The following is a 19,155-nucleotide window of genomic DNA, read 5'->3' as shown; positions in this document are numbered from 1 at the left end:
TCCGGCATGCGCTTGACAGCTCCTCGTCGACATCCCTACGCTGGCAGCCACCAGGACTGAATCGATTCAGATTCGTCCTCGACGAAGAGGGCAGGAGCAGTATGGCGAAGACGCCGGTGCTGGAGCTGCGCGACGTGGAGAAGGCCTTCGGCTCAGTCATCGCACTGCGCTCGGGCACGATCTCCGTCGACGCGGGCTCCATCCACGCGCTCGTCGGCGAGAACGGGGCGGGCAAGTCCACCCTCGTGAAGATCGTCGCGGGCCTCTACCAGCGGGACGCGGGCGTCTTCCGTCTGCGCGGCGACGACGTCGACTTCACGTCGACGGCGCAGTCGAAGGCGGCCGGGGTGGCCGTCATCTACCAGGAGCCGACGCTCTTCCCCGACCTCTCGGTGACCGAGAACATCTTCATGGGGCGGCAGCCGACGACGCGCTTCGGCCGCATCGACCGGAGGGCGATGCGGCACGAGGTGGAGCGGCTCTTCACGCGCCTCGGCGTCTCGATCGACCCCGACCGCCCGGCGGAGGGCCTGTCGATCGCCGACCAGCAGGTCATCGAGATCGCCAAGGCCGTCTCGCTCGACGCCTCGCTGCTCATCATGGACGAGCCCACCGCCGCGCTCTCGGGCGTCGAGGTGGACCGCCTCTTCGCGATCGCGCGGAGCCTGCGAGACGAGGGGCGCGGGCTCATCTTCATCTCGCACCGCTTCGACGAGGTGTTCTCGCTGTGCGACACCGTCACGGTCATGCGCGACGGCGCGTACATCGCCACCGACCGCATCGTCGACACGAGCGTCGACGCCATCGTGCGCCAGATGGTCGGCCGCGAGGTGACCGAGCTCTTCCCCAAGCTCGACGCCGAGAAGGGCGCCCCGCTGCTCGAGGTCGCGGGGCTCACGAGCCCCGGCGTCTTCTCCGACATCTCGTTCACGGTGCACGCGGGCGAGATCGTGGGCCTCGCCGGCCTCGTCGGCGCCGGCCGCAGCGAGGTCGCCCGCGCCGTCTTCGGCGTCGACGACTACCGCGAGGGCTCCGTCCGGATGGCGGGGGCCGCCATCCCGAAGAACAGCCCCTCCGCCGCCATGCGCGCAGGGCTCGCCCTCGTGCCGGAGGACCGCCGGAAGCAGGGGCTCGTCGTCGAGGCGGGGGTGGGCGAGAACATCACCCTCGCGATCCGACGCCGGCTCGCGAGCTACGGGCTGATCACCACGGGCATCGAGAACCGCGCGGCACGCGAGTGGGCGAGCCGCCTCGAGGTGAAGAGCAACGCGCTCGACACCGTCGCCGCCACGCTGTCGGGCGGCAACCAGCAGAAGGTCGTCCTCGCGAAGTGGCTCGCCACCGACCCCCGCGTGCTCATCATCGACGAGCCCACGCGCGGCATCGACGTCGGCACGAAGTCGGAGGTGCACCGGCTGCTCTCGCAGCTCGCGCAGCGCGGGATGGGCGTGCTCATGATCTCGTCCGAGCTGCCGGAGGTGCTCGGCATGGCCGACCGCGTGCTCGTCATGCGGGAGGGGCGCATCACGGCGGAGATCGAGCGGGCGGACGCGACGAGCGAGAACGTCATGCACGCGGCGACCCACGCGAACGAGGAGGCGGCATGACCGCGACCGACACGACGCGGGCCATCCCCGCGTCGGATGTGACCCGCCGCATCGGCGCGCTCGGCAAGGCGCGCGAGTTCGGCATCCTGCTGGCGCTCGTGCTCGTCGTCGCCGCGGCGACGGCGAAGAACCCCGCGTTCCTCTTCAGCGCCGACGGATGGCGCGACCTCCTGCTCACGCCGTCGATCCTCGTGCTCGTCGCGGTGGGCCAGGCCATCGTGCTCATCACGCGCAACGTCGACCTCTCGGTCGGGTCGGTGATGGGGCTGTCGGCCTATCTCACAGGGCGTCTCTTCATCGACGTCCCCGGCATCCCCATCGGCGTCGTCGTCGCGCTCGCCGTCCTCCTCGGAGCGGTGCTCGGCCTCGTCAACGGCGCGCTCGTCGCATTCGCGAAGGTGCCGGCGATGGTCATCACGCTCGGCACGCTGTACGCCTACCGCGGCATCAACGTGCTGTGGACGGGAAGCGACCGCGTCAACGCCTCCGACATGCCGCGCGACTTCCTCGCTCTCGGCACCGGTCAGATCCTCACGATCCCGATCCTGTCGCTCGTCGCCCTCGTCGTGCTGGCGGCCGCTGCCTGGTACATGAAGAACACCCGCGGAGGACGCGAGTACTACGCGATCGGGTCCGACCCCGCCGCCGCTCAGCTGTACGGCCTCCGGGTGACCCGCCGCCTGCTCACGGCCTTCGTCCTCTCGGGCACGCTCGCGGGGCTCGCTGGCGTCTTCTACGCCGCGCGCTACGGAACCGTCAACTCGCAGGCAGGCTCGGGCTGGGAGCTCGACGCGGTCGGAGCGGCCGTCATCGGCGGCGTCGCCATCGTCGGCGGCGTCGGCTCCGTGTGGGGAGCGGCGATCGGCGCCATGCTCCTCATGACCATCAACCGGGCGCTGCCGATCCTCGGCATCCCCGACTTCTGGCAGCGCGCCGTCGTCGGCCTGCTCATCATCGGCGCCATCGTGCTCGACCGCGTGCTCGCGGTGCGGCAGCGACGTCGGCTCATCGAGGCGAGGGACCAGTCATGACCACCGCACCCGTCACCACGTCGACGAACCGCGTGGTCCACGACTTCGACCGGCCGCTGTGGAAGCGCCTCGTCATCAACCGCGAGGCGGCCGTCATCGGCCTGCTCGTCCTCGTCGTGCTCATCGCGTCGCTCACGGTGCGCGGCTTCGCGCAGCCGATCACGTTCACCTACCTCATCCTCGACGTGGCGCCCATCCTGCTCATCGCGCTGCCGATGACGCTCGTCATGATCACGGGCGAGATCGACCTCTCGGTGGGCAGTATGGTCGGGCTCGCGAGCGTCGTCACCGGCGTCCTCGTGCAGGCGGGAGCGCCGTTCGAGGTCGCCGCGCTCGCCGCCCTCGTCGTCGGCGCCGTGGGCGGTGCGTTCAACGGCTTCCTCGTCACGGTCGTCGGGCTCCCGTCGCTCGCCGTGACGATCGGGACGCTCGCGCTCTTCCGCGGCCTCGCCGTGGGACTGCTCGGCACGACCGCGGTCACGACCTTCCCCGACACCTGGGCGGCGCTCGCCAAGGCGAAGTTCGCCGGCACGCCCATCCCGGCCGTGATCGTGCCGTTCCTCATCCTGCTCGCCGTGTTCGTCGTCATCCTGCACTTCACGCCGTTCGGCCGGGGCATCTACGCCATCGGCCTGTCGAAGGAGGCGGCGCACTTCTCGGGCGTCTCCGTCGACCGCACGAAGTTCACGCTGTTCGTCCTCGCCGGCGTCGTGTCGGCCTTCGCGGGCATCTACTACACGCTGCGGTTCGGCAGCGCCCGCGGCGACAACGCGACGGGCATGGAGCTGCAGGTCATCGCGGCCGTCGTGCTCGGCGGGGTCTCGGTGTTCGGCGGCCGCGGCCGCATCCACGGCGTCATCGCCGCCGTGCTCCTCATCGGCGTGCTCGCGAGCGCCCTGCGCCTCGCGAACGTCACGTCCGACGTCATCAACATCATCACGGGGGCGCTGCTCGTGGCCTCCGTGGTGTCGGCGAGCCTCCTGGCCTGGCTGCAGAAGTCGCGGCGCCGGCCAGGGAACGTCCGGGCACGGGGCGCCACAGCATGAGCCCCGCCCGGACCATCCACCCCCACGAAAGGAAGACAATGACGTTTGCACGCAAGGGCGCGGCAGCGGCCGCGCTGACGATGGCCGTCGCGATCACGCTCTCGGGCTGCGCGCTCGACACCGGCTCGGGCTCCGGCTCCGGTTCGGACGGCGGCGACGCCGGCGGAGACACCGGCAACCTCTCGATCACGTTCCTGCCGAAGAACCTCGGCAACCCGTACTTCGACACCTCGTCGACGGGCGGCGAGCGCGCCGTCGAGGAGTTCGGGGGCACGTTCGCCGAGGTCGGGCCGGCCGAGGCGACGCCCGACGCGCAGGTGAGCTACATCAACACCGCGACGCAGCAGGGCGTCGGCGCGCTCGTCGTGTCGGCCAACGACCCCCAGGCGATCTGCGATGCGCTGAACGAGGCCCGCGACGCGGGCGTGAAGGTCGTCACCTTCGACTCCGACACGAACCCCGAGTGCCGCGACCTGTTCGTGAACCAGGCCGACGCCGAGGGCATCGCGAAGGTGCAGGTCGACCTCATCGCCGAGCAGATCGGCGGCGATGGCGAGATCGCCATCCTCTCGGCCGCCGCCAACGCGACCAACCAGAACGCGTGGATCGAGCTCATGGAGGAGTACCTCGCGAGCGACTACCCCGACATCACTCTCGTCGAGACGGTCTACGGCGACGACGACGACCAGACGTCGTTCGACAAGACGGCGGCGCTGCTGCAGTCGCACCCCGACCTGGAGGGGATCATCTCCCCGACGACGGTCGGCATCGCTGCGGCTGCGCGCTACATCCAGACGTCCGACTTCCAGGGCGAGGTCGCCGTCACGGGCCTCGGCACGCCGAACCAGATGCGCGAGTACGTCGAGGACGGCACCGTCTCGGCGTTCGCGCTGTGGAACCCGGAGGACCTCGGCTACCTCTCCGCGTATGCGGCGCAGGCGCTCATCGCGGGTGACATCACGGGCGCCGAGGGCGACACGTTCGAGGCGGGCGACCTCGGCGAGTACACGGTCGGCGCCGACGGCGTCGTGCTGCTGGGCGACCCGTTCGTGTTCGACGCGGACAACATCGGCGACTTCGACTTCTGAGCCGATCCGCCCCCGCGCCCCCCGGCCATCCACGCGGATGGCCGGGGGCGCGGTCGTGTGCGCTCCGGGATCTCCCATGCGGGCCCCGGATAATGGCCGCATGTCGCGCTCCCTCGAACGCCGTCGCAACCCCACCGCCTGGGCCGGCTTCTGGGTCGGCCTCGCCGGTCTCGTGCTCATGCCGATCCCGCTCTTCATCGGGCTGATCCTCGGCGGAGGGCTCTCGATCGTCGCGGCCGTCCTCACCGTGATCGCTCTGCTCAAGGGGCTCGCGCGGAGCGGCCAGGGCATCGCGCCCGTCGTCTTCGCCGCGATCTTCGTGCTGCTCACCTGGGGCGGGATCTCGGCGGGCGGCGGCGTCGTCTGGTGACGCGCCGCTGACCTCGTCCCGACGGTGGAGCGAGGCTCAGGCCGCCGACCAGCCGCCGTCCGAGGGCAGGATGACGCCGTTGAGGTTCGTGGCGTCGTCGCTCAGCAGGTACGCGATCGACGACGCCAGCTGAGCGGACTGCGCGATGCTCGGGATGAGCGCCATGCCGCGCTGCACGCGTGCCGCGCCGAGTTCGGAGGCGAACACCGACTCGATGTTCGTCGCCACCGCGCCCGGCGCGACGGCGTTGATGCGCAGGCCCGAGTCGGCGTACATGAACGCGCTGCTCTTCGTCAGGCCCACGACGGCGTGCTTCGACGCCGTGTAGGCGGCGCCGGCGGCCGAGCCGCGCAGACCCGCCTCGGATGCGACGTTGACGATGGATCCCGAGCCGGCCTCGAGCATCGCGGGGACGACGGCCTTCATGAGCTTGAACGTCCCGGTGAGGTTGACCGAGATGACGCGGTCCCACACGTCCTGGTCGACCTCGTGCGCGGGCTGCATGCGGTCCATGATCCCGGCGATGTTCGCGAGCCCGTCGATGCGCTCGCCCGCGGCTCCGACGATCGCCGCGACGCCCGCGTCGTCGGTGATGTCGGCGACGATCGTCGCGATCTCTGCGTCGGGGAGCTCCGCCGCCAGCGCGTCGAGGCGCTCCTGGCTGACGTCGACGGCGACGACGCGTCCGCCCTCGCGCGCGATGCGCGAGGCCGTGGCGCGGCCGATGCCGGAGCCGGCACCCGTTACGACGACGGTCTTCCCGGCGAAGCGGCCCTCCGTGATCCTCTCCTCCCAGCTCTGGAGCCGGGGTCCCTGCGTTGCGGCGTCGCTCATGGCGGCCATCCTTTCCCTGCTGATCGCAGACGATCCGTCGTCCGCCGGACAGCAACCGGACGATGCTGTCCGGTTATACGATAGCCCTGTGGCAGACGAGAGGGAAGGGCCCCGCCCGAACCGCGGCCCCGCCGCCGCGGCGGACAATCGCCGCGCCCTCATCGCGGCCGCGCGGGAGGAGTTCGCCGCGGGCGGTCTCGAGGTCGCGTTCAGCGCCATCGCGCGGCGTGCGGGGGTCGGGCAGGGCAGCCTCTACCGCCACTTCCCGACGAAGATCGAGCTCGCCGCGGCCGTCTTCGAGGACAACATCGACGAGCTCGAGCGCGCCGGCAGTCTCGACGCGCTGTTCGACGCCATCGTCGCGCAAGCGCGCATGTCGGCCGCGTTCCTCGATGCCGTCGTCTCGGCGCGCGACGTGCCGGCCGTGCGGCACATCGGCGAGCGGATGGCCGTGCTCGTCGGCGGGCTCCTCTCGGCCGACCAGGCGGCGGGGCGGGTGGACGGCGCCATCGCGCGCGAGGACGTCCTCCTCGTCGTCACGATGCTCGCCCGCACGGTCGCCGCGGCCGCGCCGGAGGAGCAGGCCGACGTGCTGACGCGGTCGCGTGCGCTGTTCGCGCGCGCCCTCTCGCCGCGCTGACCCCTCAGCGCGCGAACAGCTCCGACGCCCAGTCGAGGAAGGCGTGCTGCGCGGGCGCGCGGAACGAGTGCGGCGCGTCCGCCCAGTGCGCCCGGTAGGCATCGGGTGCCCCGGCGAGTCGGTAGCGCGCACGGATGCGCGCATCCGCTGCGCGCATCCCCCCGAGCGGGAAGAGCCGATCGCCCGTCGTGTACCCGACGAACAGCGGACGCGGTGCCCGCGCGGCGACGATGTCGGGCCACTCGCCGACGCGTGCGAGCCCCGGGTTCATGAGAGCCCACGTGTGGGTGTGGACGTACCCGTCGAGGACCGCGTCGATGGTCGACATCATCGACACGACCCCGGCACCCCGCACGGTGTCGTCGGCGAGCGCCGAGAGCAGGCCTGCCCGGGCGCCGCCGCCGGAGTGGCCGACGGCGACGACCCCTCCGGGTGCCGCCCGTTCCGCGAGGATGCGCGCTGCGACGAGGTCGCCCTGCGCGATGACCCCGCCCCACGACGTGCCGAGCACCCCGAGCGTCTTCGCCACGGCGTCCTCCGCGGCGCCGGCGTGGGCGTCGTAACGCTCCGACTCGTCGGACGAGCCCGAGGCGGGGTCGCGCTCGGCCGCGCGCCGCACCCGCTCCGGCATGTCGGCGATCCGCTGACGGCGGCTGCCCCACCCGAACGCGTCGTGGGCGAGGACGGCGTAGCCCGCGCGGGCGAAGACGTTCGCGATGGCGAGGCCGTCGTATGCGTCGCCGCGAAACGCGGCGACTCGGCCGTCGTTCGCCGCGAAACGCGGCGAGACAGGCCCGTCGGCGATCTTCTCCTTGCCGTGGAACTTCATCCCGCCGTGGCAGTGCAGCGCGAGGATGCCCGGCAGCGCGCGCCGCTCGCCGGCCGGGCGCAGCAGCCAGCCCTCGACGTCGGCGCCGAATCCCGTGCTCCAGCGCAGGGCGACGCCGTCGACGCCGTCTCGGGTCCAGCTCCCGTCCTCCACGACGCGGATGGCCGCGGGCGCGGGCGGCACCCCCAGCCTCTCGCGCAGCCGGAGGAGGAGCGCTGCGGGGTCGACGGCCTCCGCGGGTGCCGAGAACGGATGGCCGAGGAGGGCATCGAGGCCCTCGAGCCCCCGGAGATCGCGCCGTGTCACGAGGTCATCGTCTCCCGCTCCCGGCGCCGGGTCGGCGGGGGCGCGCCGTCGTCCAGCGCCGCGCCGTCGTCCAGCGCGGCGCGGAGGATCCGGTCGAAGGCATCGGGCGCATCCGACATGACGAAGTGCCCGGCCGCGGGTACGCGCACGTCGTGCACCGCGGCGGCGATCTCGTCGGCGCCGGCGTAGGTCCGGTGCTCCCCTCGGACGAGCGTGACCGGGGCGGGCGCCGTCACGAGCAGCTCGTGGAGGCGCTCGGCGTGCGCATCGGAGAGCCCCTTGGCGCAGCGCACGAGGGCGAGCGGGTCGGCGAGCTTGACGTCGGCGCGCCGCCAGGGTGCCTCCCGCTCGAGGATGCGCGCCCATCCGCCCGTCGCGAGCCCGTCCTCCGGCTCCGCGGCGATGTCGCCGTCGCGCACGGGGGCGGGGTCGATCGCGGGTTCGACGAGCACCAGTCGGCGCACGAGGTCGGGGCGCGCGTGCGCGAGCTGCAGGGCGACCGACCCGCCGAGGCTGTGGCCGACGACGTCGAGCGGGTCGGGCGACACCGCCTCGACGACGCGCGCCATCGCGTCGGCCAGCTCGGGCAGCGTGTACCCGAAGGCAGAGGCGGCATCGCTGCGGCCGTGACCGGGGAGGTCGGGGATGACCGCCCGTCTGCCGAAGCGGACGGCCGTCGGCGCCCAGCTGGCCGCGCCGTGGCAGCCGAGCCCGTGCAGCCACAGCGCGGGCTCGCCCCGCCCTGGCAGCTCGATCCATCGCACGAGCGCATCGCCCGCGTACGCCGTCTCGTCCGCCATGTGTCCTCCTCATAGGCCGCTGCCGCCATCCTGTCAGAGAAACCGGTTACTCAAAATCGTCGCGAGGTCTTCCCGATCCTGGTCGAGAGGTCTATGCTCAAGCATCGAGTAACCGGTTTCTCACCGGTCCGCAGATCAAGAGGATGTCGATGAAGACTCAGAGGATGCGCCGTCTCGGAACGGCGTCGGTCGCGATCGCGGCCGCGGCGACCCTCGTCGCCGGATGCGCGGCAGGCGATGGTGCGCAGGCAGGCGGCGACGCCGAGCTCACGGTGATGGCGTGGGCCAACGCCGACGAGGCGGCGATGTACGAGGCCGCCTTCGACGTATTCGAGGAGAAGAACCCCGGGGTGAGCGTCTCGCTCGAGTACGCCGACGTGGGCAGCTACTTCGACAAGCTGAACACCAAGTACGCGGCGGGCGATCCGCCCGACGTCATGTTCCTCGTGGGGCGCAATCTCGGCGAGTACACCGCACGCGACGCCCTGCTCGACCTCGACGAGTACGCCGACGTCATCGACTTCGACGCCGTCGACCAGAGCCTGCTCGAGGCCAACCGCGTCGACGGCACGACGTACGCCGTGCCCACGGGGGCCGGCGCCGTCGGGCTCGCCGTCAACACGGCCGTGCTCGACGAGTACGGCGTGGCGCTGCCCGACGACCGCACCTGGACGTGGGACGACTTCGCGGAGTGGTCGCAGTCGATCACGGAGGCATCGGGGGGAGAGGTGTACGGATCCCTCGTGAACATGGGATGGCCTCCCACCGTCACGACGTTCGCCCGCCAGCAGGGCGAGGACCTGTACACCCCCGACGGCGAGCTCGGGGTGTCGGAGGACACCATGCGCACGTGGTTCGACAAGATCGTCGAGTACAACGAGACGGGCGTGTTCGCACCGGCCGAGCTCGCCGACGAGACCGGCGCGTTCTCCGCCGAGCAGTCGCCGCTCGGAGCCGGCGAGATCGCCGCGACCGTCATCCCCTCCAACCAGCTCGCGACCTACTCCGCCGTCCTCGACGGCGCCGTGACGCTGCTGCGCCTGCCCGGCGAGACCGAGGGGGAGCGCCCCGGCATGTCGGTGACGCCCGTCCTTCTCTGGGCGGCTGCGGCGAACTCGCCGCACCCCGCCGAGGCGGCGGCGCTCATCGACTTCCTCACGAACGACATCGACTCCTACGCCGACCGGGCGGCGTTCCTCGGCGTGCCGATCAACCCCGACGTCGCGCTCGAGCTCGGGGCGCAGCTGGAGCCCGCCGACCAGGAGTTCGTGGAGTACGTCGCGGCCCTGAGCGCGGAGGAGCTCGACCCGCTCTATCTCGAGCCGGCTGGCGCGTCCGTCGTGAGCGAGATCCTCACGACGCTCACGACCGAGGTGACCTACGGGCGCACGACCCCCGACGACGCCGCGGCGTCGTTCATGACCCAGGCTGCCGACGCGCTCGCACAGGCCGGATGATCCGCCGGGTGCGGGCGCACGGCGCCCGCACCCGCCCCACACGAAAGGACAGGGCCATGAGCGCACCCGCTCTCTCCCTCGAGCGCCCCGAGGTCGCGACGCCGTCCTCGCCCGCCGCGCCGCCCCGCCGACGCCGTCGGCTCGACGACGACGGACCCGCCGCGTACGTCTTCCTCGCCCCCTGGTTCGTCGGGATGCTGTTCACGATCATCCCGTTCGGCGTCTCGCTGTACCTCGCCTTCACCGACTACAACCTGCTCCAGCCGCCGTCGTTCACGGGCATCGAGAACTTCATCCGGCTGTTCCAGGACCCGAAGATCGGCACGGCGACCGAGGTCACGCTCGTCTACACGGTCTTCGCCGTGCCGCTCGGGCTGCTCGCGGCGCTCGGCGTCGCCATGCTGCTCAACCGCGGCGTGCGCGGACTGCCGTTCTACCGCTCGGTGTTCTACCTGCCGTCGCTCATCGGCGGCAGCGTCGCGGTCGTCATGCTGTGGCGATCGATCTTCGGCTACGACGGCATCGTCAACAAGGCGCTCGCCGTCGTCGGGATCGAGGGGCCGGGGTGGGTCACGGATCCCGACTGGGCGCTCGTCACTCTCGTGACCCTGAGCATCTGGGGATTCGGAGGGTCGATGGTCATCTTCCTCGCCGGCCTCCGCCAGATCCCCCGCAGCTACTACGAGGCCGCGTCGATCGACGGAGCGGGCGCCTGGCGGCAGTTCCGCGCCATCACCGTGCCGCTCCTCAGCCCCGTCGTGTTCTTCAACCTCGTCCTGGGGCTCATCGGCTCGCTGCAGGTGTTCACGCAGGGGTACGTCTTCAGCGGCGGCTCGGGCGGTCCGGCCGACTCGACGCTCTTCTACAACCTGTACCTCTACCAGCAGGGCTTTCAGCGGTTCGACATGGGCTACGCCTCGGCGATGGCCTGGATCATGTTCGTCGTGATCGGCGTCTTCACCGCGCTCAACTTCCTCGTCTCCAAGTACTGGGTCTTCTACGATGACTGACACCACGCTCATCCGCACCGGGCTCAAGGGAGCCGTCCGCAAGCTGCGCCTCGGCGGCTACGAGGAGGAGCTCTCCGGTACGCCGGCGAGCCGCTTCACCCGGCACGTCGTGCTCGCCGGGCTCGGCATCGTCATGATCTATCCGCTCCTGTGGATGGTCTCGGCCTCGTTCAAGCCCAGCACGCAGGTGTTCGCCGACACCGGGCTCATCCCGGCGATCTGGCAGATCGACAACTACGCGGAGGGCTGGACCGCCCTCTCCCAGCCGTTCCACGTCTACCTCCTGAACTCCCTCTTCATCGCCGCGCTCAATGTGATCGGCAATCTGCTGTCGTGCTCGATGGCGGCCTACGCCTTCGCCCGTCTGCGCTTCAAGGGCCGTCGGATCTACTTCACGGCGATGCTCGGCACCATGCTCCTGCCCGGCCAGGTGGTGCTGATCCCGCAGTACGTCATCTTCGCGAAGCTCGGCTGGATCAACACCTACCTCCCGCTCACGGTGCCGGCGTTCTTCGCGACGAACGCGTTCTTCGTGTTCCTGCTCGTGCAGTTCATGCGCAACCTCCCCATGGAGCTGCAGGATGCCGCGAAGATCGACGGCGCGGGAGCCTTCCGCACGTACTGGAGCGTCATCATGCCGCTTACGGTGCCGGCGCTCGCGACCGTCGCGATCTTCACGGCGATCTCGAGCTGGGGCGACTTCTTCGGCCCGCTGCTCTACCTGACCGACCCCGCGCTGTTCACGGTTCCCCTCGCGCTCAAGGAGTTCGTCTCCTCCTCGGGATCGAGCGCGTGGGGGCCGATGTTCGCCATGTCGGTCGTCTCGCTGCTGCCCGTCGTGGCCTTCTTCTTCATCGGGCAGCGCTACCTCATCAACGGCATCGCGACGACGGGAATGAAATGACGCAACGACGCAGATACGCGCTCATCGGAACGGGCGGACGGTCGGAGATGTACCTCAGGGCGCTGCTCGAGACGCACGCCGACGCGGGGGAGCTCGTCGCCCTCGTCGACACGAACCCCGTGCGCGCGGCGCACTACGCGCGGCTGGCGCGGGAGCTCGGCGCGGGCGACGTCGCCGTGCACCACCCCGACGACCTCGAGCGGATGCGCGCCGAGGCGCGGCCCGACGCCCTCATCGTCACATCGCCCGACTTCACCCACGCGCGATACGTCATCTGGGGGCTCGACCACGGCATGCGGGTGGTGTGCGAGAAGCCGATGACGATCGACGCCGAGAGCCTCCGCGCCATCGTCGACGCCGCCGAGCGCTCGTCCGGCGAGCTCATCGTGACGTTCAACTACCGCTACTCGCCGCGCAACACCCTCGTGCGCCGCCTCATCGCCGACGGACGCATCGGGGAGGTGACGGCGGTCCACTTCGAGTGGTGTCTCGACACCGTGCACGGCGCCGACTACTTCCGCCGCTGGCATCGTGAGAAGGACAAGTCGGGCGGGCTCCTCGTCCACAAGTCGACGCACCACTTCGACCTCGTGAACTGGTGGATCGACGACGCGCCCCGTACCGTCTTCGCCCTCGGCGGCCTGCGCTTCTACGGTGCAGACAACGCCCGGCGGCGCGGGCTCGGCGCCCGCCCCGCCCTGGGCAGGGAGCTCGCGGGTGACCCCTTCGCCCTCGACCTCGCGGCCGACGAGAAGCTCTCGTCGCTCTTCCTGGCCGCCGAGGGCGAAGACGGCTACCTCCGCGATCGCGACGTGTTCTCGGACGGCATCACGATCGAGGACGACCTGACGCTCGCCGTCGGATACCGCGGCGGGGCGGCGCTCGCGTACACGCTCACGGCGCACTCGCCCTGGGAGGGCTATCGAGTCGCCATCACGGGCACGGAGGGGCGCATCGAGCTCGAGGTCGTCGAACGCGGCTGGGTCTCGCCCGACCGGGCGACGAGCGGCCTCGGTGCGAGGGGCAAGGCGGCGCCCGTCGTCGACCCCAGCGCCGTCGCAGACGAGACGTCGCAGACCGAGGCGGTGCGGCCGCACGGATCGCGCCTGGTCCTGCAGCGGCTCTGGGAGCCGCCTCAGGTGATCGACATCCCCGAGGGCTCCGGGGCTCACGGCGGCGGCGATGCCGTGCTGCTCGACGACGTGCTGCGAGGCGCCGATCCCGCCGACGATCTGCGTCGCCAGGCCGGGCATCTCGACGGGGTGCGGAGCGTCGTCGTCGGGGTCGCGGGAAACCTCTCGCTCGCGTCGCGGAGGGCCGTCGAGATCGACGAGCTCGGCCTGCCGCTCGTCGCGGCCGACGTCGTGCGGGCCTCCGTATGACGACGCACGTCGTCGTCCTGCTCGGCCAGTCGAACGCGAACGGCTCGAACACCGACTTCGAACCGGACGGACGTGACGCACGCGATCCGCGCATCCGCGTGTTCCAGGGGTCGGGACCGGACGCGGGCCGCATCGTCCCGGCTCGCGAGCCGCTCTGGCCGATCGGGGCGCATCCGCCCGGCGGGATGGGGCCCGCGGGTCCGTACGCGTCGCTCCTCCTCCCGACCCTGCCCGAGGGCGACGACATCGTCATCGTCCCGGTGACGATGGGCGGGACGGGGATGCGCCGCCACGGCAGCTATCCCGGCGTCTGGCTGCCGGGATGGCAGGCGGACGGCGCGCCCAACCTGTTCGAGGCGGCCGTCGCGCACGTCACGGCGGCGCTCGCCGCGGTTCCGGGCGCGATCGTCGACGCGGTCCTCTGGCATCAGGGGGAGAGCGATGGCGGGCGGGCGGAAGTCGACTACGCCGCCGACCTCGACACCGTCATCACGCAGCTGCGCCGCCGCGTCCCCGAGACGGCCGCCGCGCCGTTCATCGTCGGGCAGCTGCCGCGCGAGCGTCTGCGCGCGCACCCCGATCACCAGGGCGTGTGCGACGCGCTGCGGAGGACGCCCGAGCGCGTGGCGGGTGCCGGGTTCGCGGATGCGCCGCCGCTGGGGCACGTCAACGACGAGACGACGCACCTCACCGCCGCCGGGCAGCGCCTTCTCGGCGCGGCGTACTTCCGCGAACGGCAGCGGCTGCGCACGACATGATCCGAGCGGGGGCGCGAGCTCGCCCCCGCTCAGACGAGGGCGAGCTCGCGCAGCGCGGCGGCGACGAGCGCCGCGACGCGTCGCGCCCCCTCCGAGGACAGGTGCGTGTCATCCTGCTCGCCGTCGGGGAAGCCCGGCCAGGCCCCCGGCTCCAGCCAGAGGAACGACGCGCGGCTGCCCTCCTCGCCCTCGTCCTGCCAGAGCCGCCGGCTGAGCGCCGTGAGATCCACGAGCGCGACGCCCTCCGCGCGCGCCAGGGCGCGGACGGCCTCCGGGTACCCGCCGTGGGTCGCGACGGCGCGACCGCCGACGAACGCGCGGCGCTCCACGGGGGTGACGAGGACGGGAACTGCTCCGCGCGCCCTCGCGCCGACGAGATAGCGGCGCAGCGCGGCGGGGAAGCCGGTGAACACGTCGGAGAACCGCGCGTCGGGCTTCGGATCGTTGTGCCCGAAGCCGATGAGCAGGAGGTCGCCGGGGCCGATCTCGTCGAGCACCGCCTCAAGCCTGCCCTCCTCGGCGAAGCTGCGGGCGCTCGCGCCGGAGACGGCGCGATTGCGCACCTCGACGCCGGTCGCCGCGCCGAGGTGCTCCGCCCAGCCGGAGCGAGGTGCGCGTTCGGGAGGGTACGCGCTGGCCGTCGAGTCGGAGGCGACGAAGACGCGCGGCGACCCGCTCCGGGCCGGCGCGTCGGCGAGCCACGAGGCCGGGTCGGGCGCGGCGTCGAGCCGGGGTCCGCGGCCGTGCGCCCCCTGTCCGATGGAGCCGTGCTCTGCGAACCGCGCATCTCGCCAGGAGAACCCGCCCATGTCGTCCCACGGGTCGACCGCGATGTGCGCCCCGAGCTCGCACGACGAGAAGATCGCCTGTCCGACGGCGTCGAGCTTTCCGCCCGGATGCCACGGGCGGCCGAGCTTCACGGTCCCCGCCTCCAGTCCGTCGGCGAGGAGGCGCACGCCGTGGAAGAGGAATCCGCGCGGGTTCTCGAGCGCCGTCGACGGCGCGGTGACATACCCGGGGCCCACGCTGCGGATCACCCCGCCTTCGATGAGCGCGGTCGCCCGGCCGTACACGAAGTCGACGTCGCCCGCGATCTCGCAGTCGCGCAGGTGGACGCGCCGCACCGACGCCCATCCGGGGGCGTCGAGGAGGACGGTGTCCTGCTGGCCGAGCAGGCGGCAGCGCTCGACGAGGATGCGGTCGCCGCGCGTGCGCAGGGCGATGGCCTGCACATCCGGGAGATCAGCGTGCCGTCGCTTGTCGAACGAGTTCTCGATCGTCAGGTCGCGCAGCGTGACGTCGTCGGCGTCGACGGTCACGGTTGCGCAGTCCTGCACGAACGGCATGCCCGTGCGGTCGCGATCACCCTGGCGCAGGCCGAATGTGACGACGACATCGTCGGCCCTGCCGGTGGACGACCGGATGACGAGCGGCGCCGCGCGGGGGGCGATGACGACGTGCTCGACGTAGACGCCGGGAGGGAGGACGATCTCGGCGACGTGCGGATCGGCGAGCGCCTCGCCGAGCGAGGGAGCGCCGTCGTCGCCCACGACGATCGATCGGCGGAGGGGGTGTCCGGGAACGGCCATGGCACGAGCGTAGATGAGAAACCGGTTACTTGCTATCGTGTCAGCAACCGGTTTCTCAGGGAGAGACATGACCTCACACGACGACGTGCCGCGCTATCGCAATCCCATCATCGACGGCGATGTGCCCGACCCCGACGCGATCCGCGTCGGCGACCGCTACTACCTCGTGGCCTCGAGCTTCAATCGCTCGCCGGGCCTTCCCGTCCTCGTCTCCGACGACCTCGTGAACTGGGAGCTCGCCTCGCACGCGCTCGCGGGCAGCGTTCCGGCGGCCTGGTTCGCGCAGCCGCGACACGGCGGCGGCGTGTGGGCTCCGTCCATCCGCCATCACGCCGGGCACTTCCACGTCGTCTACCCCGATCCCGACCAGGGCGTCTTCGTCGTCTCGGCGTCCGACGCGCGGGGCCCCTGGAGCGCGCCGCGACTGCTGCTGCCGGGTCTCGGCGTCATCGATCCGTGTCCGCTGTGGGACGAGGACGGCCGCACCTGGCTCGTGCACGGGTGGGCGCGCAGTCGCGCCGGCCGCAAGAACGTGCTCAGCATCGCCGAGGTCGACGCCGGTCTTACCCGCGTGCTCGGGCCATCCCGCGACGTCATCGACGGCGCCGTCATCGAGGGCTGCACGACACTCGAGGGACCGAAGATCTACCGCCGAGACGGCTGGTACTGGATCTTCGCTCCGGCCGGCGGCGTCGCGACGGGATGGCAGAGCGTCTTCCGCTCCCGGACCATCCACGGGCCCTACGAGCACCGCATCGTTCTCGCGCAGGGCTCGACGCCCGTCAACGGGCCCCACCAGGGCGGATGGGTCGAAGGCCCGGGCGGCACGCACTGGTTCCTCCACTTCCAGGACAGGGGGGCGTTCGGCCGCGTCCTCCATCTCCAGCCGATGGCGTGGGGCGACGACGGATGGCCCGTCATGGGAGAGGCCGTCGCGGGCGGACCCGCCCAGCCCGTCGTGGAGCATCCGAGCCCGTACGGCACCGTGCAGGGCCCGCGATCGCTCGCGCGATCCGACGACTTCGCAGACGGCCGCCCCGGCGGCCAATGGGCGTGGCAGGCGAACGCCGAGCCGGGCTGGCTCGCCGACGCCGAGCACGCGCTCGTCATCGAGGCCGGCGTCGACGCGGGTAACCTGCGCACGCTGCCGCGCGTCATCGGGCAGCCGCTGCCCGGGATGGCCTCGGCCGCGTCGGCGACGGTCTCGCTCGACGGCCCGGAGGGATCGCGCGCGGGGATCGGCGTGCTCGGGCTCGACTACCTGTGGGCAGGAGTGCGGCGAGGGGCGGCGGGCGACCGCCTCGTCGTCGCGCTGCGCCACCGTGACGACGCGGCGGAGACCGTCGTGCGCGATGAGGCGCTCGGCGACGTGGTCCGCATCACGCTGCGCACGAGCGAGAGCGCCGACATCGACGTGAGCGTCGACACGGGTGAAGGCGAGCGCACCGTGCTGACGAGCTTCCGCGCCGCGGAGGGACAGTGGATCGGCGCCGAGTACGTGCTGTTCGCGGGGACCGGCGCCGGGCAGGCGGCGCGCGGGCGCTTCGAGGCGTTCGAGATCGCGCTCGCGGAAGGGGGAAGATGAGCCATGGCCGCGAAGCGCGCAAGGAAGCACCCCGTCCGCGAGACCACCATCCAGGACATCGCGGCGCACGCCGGCGTCTCGAAGGCGACTGTGTCTCGCGTCGTCAACGGCGTCCCGACCGTGGCGGAGGACATCGCCGAGCGCGTGCGCGCATCGGTCGCCGAGCTCGGGTACACGCCCAGTCAGACGGCCCGATCGCTCTCCCTCGGGGTGAGCCGGACGATCGGCGTCCTCGCCCCCGACCTCGCCAACCCGATGTTCCAGCAGGTGCTGCACGGCGTGCACCGCGCGGCCGCCGCCGACGGATACCGCGTCCTCGTCGCCGACACCCTCGAAGACGAGGCGGGCGAGACGGGCGCGGCCCAGGACATCCGCAATCGAACGGACGCGCTCGTGCTCATCGCCCCCCGCATGACGCGCCCCGAGCTGCTCGATCTGCTCCCGAGGGTCCAGCCCGTCGCCGTCGTCAACCGCACGACGGGGCGCAACGCCGTCGTCGCGCAGGTCGACTACGCCGCGGGCATCCAGGTGCTCGCCCGCCACCTCGTCTCGCTCGGGCACTCCCGCATCGCGTTCCTGTCGGGGCCGGAGGCCTCGCGCTCCAATCACGAGCGGCAGCACGGGCTCACGGCCTTCCGCGAGGAGCATCCCGAGATCGAGATCACGGAGCTCGCGGGCGGATCGAGCTTCGAGCACGGCTACGACGCCTGGGAGGCGATCCGCGCGAGCGGCGCGACGGCCGTGATCGCCTTCAACGACATCGTCGCGCTGGGTCTCCTCGGGAGGCTCGACGAGGAGGGCGTGCACGTGCCGGAGGAGCTGTCGGTGACAGGGTTCGACGACATCCCGTTCTCGCGCTACTCGGCGCCTCCCCTCACGACGATGACGGTCGACCTCTCGGGAGTGGGCGCCGCTGCCTGGCGCGAGCTGCACGCCGAGATGACGGGCGAGGAGCGCCGCGATCCCGTCGTCTTCATGCCGGTGCTCACCGTGCGCGGCTCGACGGGGCCGCGCGCATGACGGCGTTGAGAATCGACGGCGCGGTCGTCGCCCGCTACCGCGACGGGGCGGACGTCGCACCCGTGCTGTCGCCTCGCCCGTATCTGGAGGCGTGGACGCGCGGCGGCGTCGCCGTCACCGAGGTCGGCCCCGACGACCACGTCCATCATCTCGGCCTCAGCACCGCCATCCCCGATGTGTCGCGCTCGTCGTTCTGGGGAGGCCGCACGTTCGTGCGCGGCACGGGCTCGACCCTGCTCGACAACCACGGCGTGCAGCGCGTCGTCGCGCACGAGGCCGTCGAAGACGGCGTCGACGAGACGCTCGCGTGGCACGGCGCGGACGGCCGGGCGCTGATCACGGAGGAGCGTGCGATCCGAGTCGAGGGCATGGCGGGCGGATGGCGGCTGCGCTGGGTCTCGCGACTCGTCGCGGCGGCCGACGGCGTCGAGTTCGGCAGCCCGCAGACGAACGGACGCGAGGGGGCGTTCTACGGCGGCGTGTTCTGGCGGACGCCCTTCGGCGACGCCGACGTCTTCTCCGCCGACGGCGGCGGCACCGACGTCGTGCACGGCTCGCGCTCGCCGTGGCTCGCGGTGTCGACGCCGGCCGCGTCGCTCGTCGCGGTCACGCGCGGGGGCATGCCGTGGTTCGTGCGCACGGGCGGGTACGCGGGGTTCGGGCCCGCGGTCGCCGTCGAGGAGCGTCGGGTGCTCGCGGCGGGGGAGGAGCTGGTGCTCGACCTGGAGGTCGTCGTGCGGGATGGCCCCGTCGACCCGGTGCGCGCCGCGCGCATCGCCGCGCAGGCCGGCGTCGCGGTCGCATGACCCCTGCCCGCCGGGCCGCCGAGAGCCCATCCGCGTGCCGAACCCGCACTCGTTTCCACGTTTTCGGGTGTGCTTTCGTCCAACGGATATCCG

The 19,155-nt window shown here is 71.9% G+C and carries 18 protein-coding genes; 14 read left to right on the top strand and 4 right to left on the bottom strand.

The genetic code is table 11. The features are described from left to right. Window positions 1-101: 101 nt before the first annotated feature. The 5 genes from ACWGPF_RS14120 (at window position 102) to ACWGPF_RS14100 (ending at window position 5,142) form a co-directional block, all read left to right on the top strand. Complete coding sequence (locus ACWGPF_RS14120) at window positions 102-1,607, top strand: sugar ABC transporter ATP-binding protein (RefSeq protein WP_452333395.1); 1,506 nt, start codon at window positions 102-104, stop codon at window positions 1,605-1,607. After that, the gene (locus ACWGPF_RS14115; protein WP_452333394.1) at window positions 1,604-2,638 is read left to right on the top strand and encodes an ABC transporter permease; all 1,035 of its coding nucleotides are present in this window, start codon (window positions 1,604-1,606) and stop codon (window positions 2,636-2,638) included. The genes ACWGPF_RS14120 and ACWGPF_RS14115 overlap by 4 nt, the downstream gene beginning before the upstream one ends. After that, complete coding sequence (locus tag ACWGPF_RS14110) at window positions 2,635-3,684, top strand: ABC transporter permease (RefSeq protein WP_452333393.1); 1,050 nt, start codon at window positions 2,635-2,637, stop codon at window positions 3,682-3,684. Before ACWGPF_RS14115 ends, ACWGPF_RS14110 begins: the two co-directional genes overlap by 4 nt. 38 nt (window positions 3,685-3,722) lie before the next feature. Then, window positions 3,723-4,772, top strand: a complete 1,050-nt coding sequence (rhaS, locus tag ACWGPF_RS14105) for a rhamnose ABC transporter substrate-binding protein (protein WP_452333392.1) — start codon at window positions 3,723-3,725, stop codon at window positions 4,770-4,772. Window positions 4,773-4,872: 100 nt separating this feature from the next. Next, window positions 4,873-5,142, top strand: a complete 270-nt coding sequence (locus ACWGPF_RS14100) for a hypothetical protein (protein ID WP_452333391.1) — start codon at window positions 4,873-4,875, stop codon at window positions 5,140-5,142. 36 nt (window positions 5,143-5,178) lie between these two features. Here ACWGPF_RS14100 and ACWGPF_RS14095 read toward each other — a convergent pair whose 3' ends face one another. Continuing rightward, complete coding sequence (locus ACWGPF_RS14095) at window positions 5,179-5,976, bottom strand: SDR family NAD(P)-dependent oxidoreductase (protein ID WP_452333390.1); 798 nt, start codon at window positions 5,974-5,976, stop codon at window positions 5,179-5,181. Window positions 5,977-6,064: 88 nt separating this feature from the next. Between ACWGPF_RS14095 and ACWGPF_RS14090 the strand changes: the two genes are divergently transcribed. Next, the gene (locus ACWGPF_RS14090; RefSeq protein WP_452333389.1) at window positions 6,065-6,616 is read left to right on the top strand and encodes a helix-turn-helix domain-containing protein; all 552 of its coding nucleotides are present in this window, start codon (window positions 6,065-6,067) and stop codon (window positions 6,614-6,616) included. A 4-nt stretch (window positions 6,617-6,620) separates the two neighbouring features. Here the strand turns inward: ACWGPF_RS14090 and ACWGPF_RS14085 are convergent, their stop codons facing one another. Beyond that, a complete protein-coding gene (locus ACWGPF_RS14085; protein ID WP_452333388.1) occupies window positions 6,621-7,751 on the bottom strand; it encodes an alpha/beta hydrolase family protein in 1,131 nt (376 codons plus the stop codon). Beyond that, complete coding sequence (locus ACWGPF_RS14080) at window positions 7,748-8,551, bottom strand: alpha/beta fold hydrolase (RefSeq protein ID WP_452333387.1); 804 nt, start codon at window positions 8,549-8,551, stop codon at window positions 7,748-7,750. Before ACWGPF_RS14080 ends, ACWGPF_RS14085 begins: the two co-directional genes overlap by 4 nt. 149 nt (window positions 8,552-8,700) lie before the next feature. Between ACWGPF_RS14080 and ACWGPF_RS14075 the strand changes: the two genes are divergently transcribed. Genes ACWGPF_RS14075 through ACWGPF_RS14055 form a run of 5 tightly spaced genes read left to right on the top strand, consistent with a single transcriptional unit; the run spans window position 8,701 to window position 14,062 of the window. Next, on the top strand, window positions 8,701-10,008 hold the full coding sequence (locus ACWGPF_RS14075) for an ABC transporter substrate-binding protein (protein ID WP_452333386.1): 1,308 nt from the start codon (window positions 8,701-8,703) through the stop codon (window positions 10,006-10,008). A 56-nt stretch (window positions 10,009-10,064) separates the two neighbouring features. Continuing rightward, a complete protein-coding gene (locus ACWGPF_RS14070) occupies window positions 10,065-11,018 on the top strand; it encodes a carbohydrate ABC transporter permease (protein WP_452333385.1) in 954 nt (317 codons plus the stop codon). Continuing rightward, the gene (locus ACWGPF_RS14065) at window positions 11,011-11,922 is read left to right on the top strand and encodes a carbohydrate ABC transporter permease (protein ID WP_452333384.1); all 912 of its coding nucleotides are present in this window, start codon (window positions 11,011-11,013) and stop codon (window positions 11,920-11,922) included. Before ACWGPF_RS14070 ends, ACWGPF_RS14065 begins: the two co-directional genes overlap by 8 nt. Next, the gene (locus ACWGPF_RS14060; RefSeq protein ID WP_452333383.1) at window positions 11,919-13,304 is read left to right on the top strand and encodes a Gfo/Idh/MocA family oxidoreductase; all 1,386 of its coding nucleotides are present in this window, start codon (window positions 11,919-11,921) and stop codon (window positions 13,302-13,304) included. The genes ACWGPF_RS14065 and ACWGPF_RS14060 overlap by 4 nt, the downstream gene beginning before the upstream one ends. Then, on the top strand, window positions 13,301-14,062 hold the full coding sequence (locus ACWGPF_RS14055) for a sialate O-acetylesterase (RefSeq protein ID WP_452333382.1): 762 nt from the start codon (window positions 13,301-13,303) through the stop codon (window positions 14,060-14,062). The genes ACWGPF_RS14060 and ACWGPF_RS14055 overlap by 4 nt, the downstream gene beginning before the upstream one ends. A 29-nt stretch (window positions 14,063-14,091) precedes the next feature. On the opposite strand, the gene ACWGPF_RS14050 is transcribed toward ACWGPF_RS14055, so the two are convergent. Next, window positions 14,092-15,651, bottom strand: coding sequence for a pectinesterase family protein (locus ACWGPF_RS14050; protein ID WP_452333381.1), 1,560 nt, complete (start codon window positions 15,649-15,651; stop codon window positions 14,092-14,094). A gap of 67 nt (window positions 15,652-15,718) precedes the next feature. Between ACWGPF_RS14050 and ACWGPF_RS14045 the strand changes: the two genes are divergently transcribed. Genes ACWGPF_RS14045 through ACWGPF_RS14035 form a run of 3 tightly spaced genes read left to right on the top strand, consistent with a single transcriptional unit; the run spans window position 15,719 to window position 19,062 of the window. Further along, the gene (locus tag ACWGPF_RS14045; RefSeq protein ID WP_452333380.1) at window positions 15,719-17,236 is read left to right on the top strand and encodes a family 43 glycosylhydrolase; all 1,518 of its coding nucleotides are present in this window, start codon (window positions 15,719-15,721) and stop codon (window positions 17,234-17,236) included. 3 nt (window positions 17,237-17,239) lie between these two features. Continuing rightward, a complete protein-coding gene (locus tag ACWGPF_RS14040) occupies window positions 17,240-18,256 on the top strand; it encodes a LacI family DNA-binding transcriptional regulator (RefSeq protein ID WP_452333379.1) in 1,017 nt (338 codons plus the stop codon). Next, a complete protein-coding gene (locus ACWGPF_RS14035) occupies window positions 18,253-19,062 on the top strand; it encodes a DUF6807 domain-containing protein (protein WP_452333378.1) in 810 nt (269 codons plus the stop codon). The genes ACWGPF_RS14040 and ACWGPF_RS14035 overlap by 4 nt, the downstream gene beginning before the upstream one ends. Window positions 19,063-19,155: the final 93 nt, after the last annotated feature.

The sequence above is a fragment of the Microbacterium sp. NPDC055683 genome (assembly GCF_053617895.1).
Note: the sequence above shows the minus strand (reverse complement) of the source record. Positions and strands in the feature narration are given on the sequence as shown.

Bases quoted from the DNA above. Each gene is read 5' to 3' on its own strand.
- ACWGPF_RS14120 (WP_452333395.1), top strand. From the start codon at position 102: ATGGCGAAGACGCCGGTGCTGGAGCTGCGCGACGTGGAGAAGGCCTTC.
- ACWGPF_RS14115 (WP_452333394.1), top strand. From the start codon at position 1,604: ATGACCGCGACCGACACGACGCGGGCCATCCCCGCGTCGGATGTGACC.
- ACWGPF_RS14110 (WP_452333393.1), top strand. From the start codon at position 2,635: ATGACCACCGCACCCGTCACCACGTCGACGAACCGCGTGGTCCACGAC.
- rhaS (WP_452333392.1), top strand. From the start codon at position 3,723: ATGACGTTTGCACGCAAGGGCGCGGCAGCGGCCGCGCTGACGATGGCC.
- ACWGPF_RS14100 (WP_452333391.1), top strand. From the start codon at position 4,873: ATGTCGCGCTCCCTCGAACGCCGTCGCAACCCCACCGCCTGGGCCGGC.
- ACWGPF_RS14095 (WP_452333390.1), bottom strand. From the start codon at position 5,976: ATGAGCGACGCCGCAACGCAGGGACCCCGGCTCCAGAGCTGGGAGGAG.
- ACWGPF_RS14080 (WP_452333387.1), bottom strand. From the start codon at position 8,551: ATGGCGGACGAGACGGCGTACGCGGGCGATGCGCTCGTGCGATGGATC.
- ACWGPF_RS14075 (WP_452333386.1), top strand. From the start codon at position 8,701: ATGAAGACTCAGAGGATGCGCCGTCTCGGAACGGCGTCGGTCGCGATC.
- ACWGPF_RS14070 (WP_452333385.1), top strand. From the start codon at position 10,065: ATGAGCGCACCCGCTCTCTCCCTCGAGCGCCCCGAGGTCGCGACGCCG.
- ACWGPF_RS14065 (WP_452333384.1), top strand. From the start codon at position 11,011: ATGACTGACACCACGCTCATCCGCACCGGGCTCAAGGGAGCCGTCCGC.
- ACWGPF_RS14060 (WP_452333383.1), top strand. From the start codon at position 11,919: ATGACGCAACGACGCAGATACGCGCTCATCGGAACGGGCGGACGGTCG.
- ACWGPF_RS14055 (WP_452333382.1), top strand. From the start codon at position 13,301: ATGACGACGCACGTCGTCGTCCTGCTCGGCCAGTCGAACGCGAACGGC.
- ACWGPF_RS14050 (WP_452333381.1), bottom strand. From the start codon at position 15,651: ATGGCCGTTCCCGGACACCCCCTCCGCCGATCGATCGTCGTGGGCGAC.
- ACWGPF_RS14045 (WP_452333380.1), top strand. From the start codon at position 15,719: ATGACCTCACACGACGACGTGCCGCGCTATCGCAATCCCATCATCGAC.
- ACWGPF_RS14040 (WP_452333379.1), top strand. From the start codon at position 17,240: ATGGCCGCGAAGCGCGCAAGGAAGCACCCCGTCCGCGAGACCACCATC.
- ACWGPF_RS14035 (WP_452333378.1), top strand. From the start codon at position 18,253: ATGACGGCGTTGAGAATCGACGGCGCGGTCGTCGCCCGCTACCGCGAC.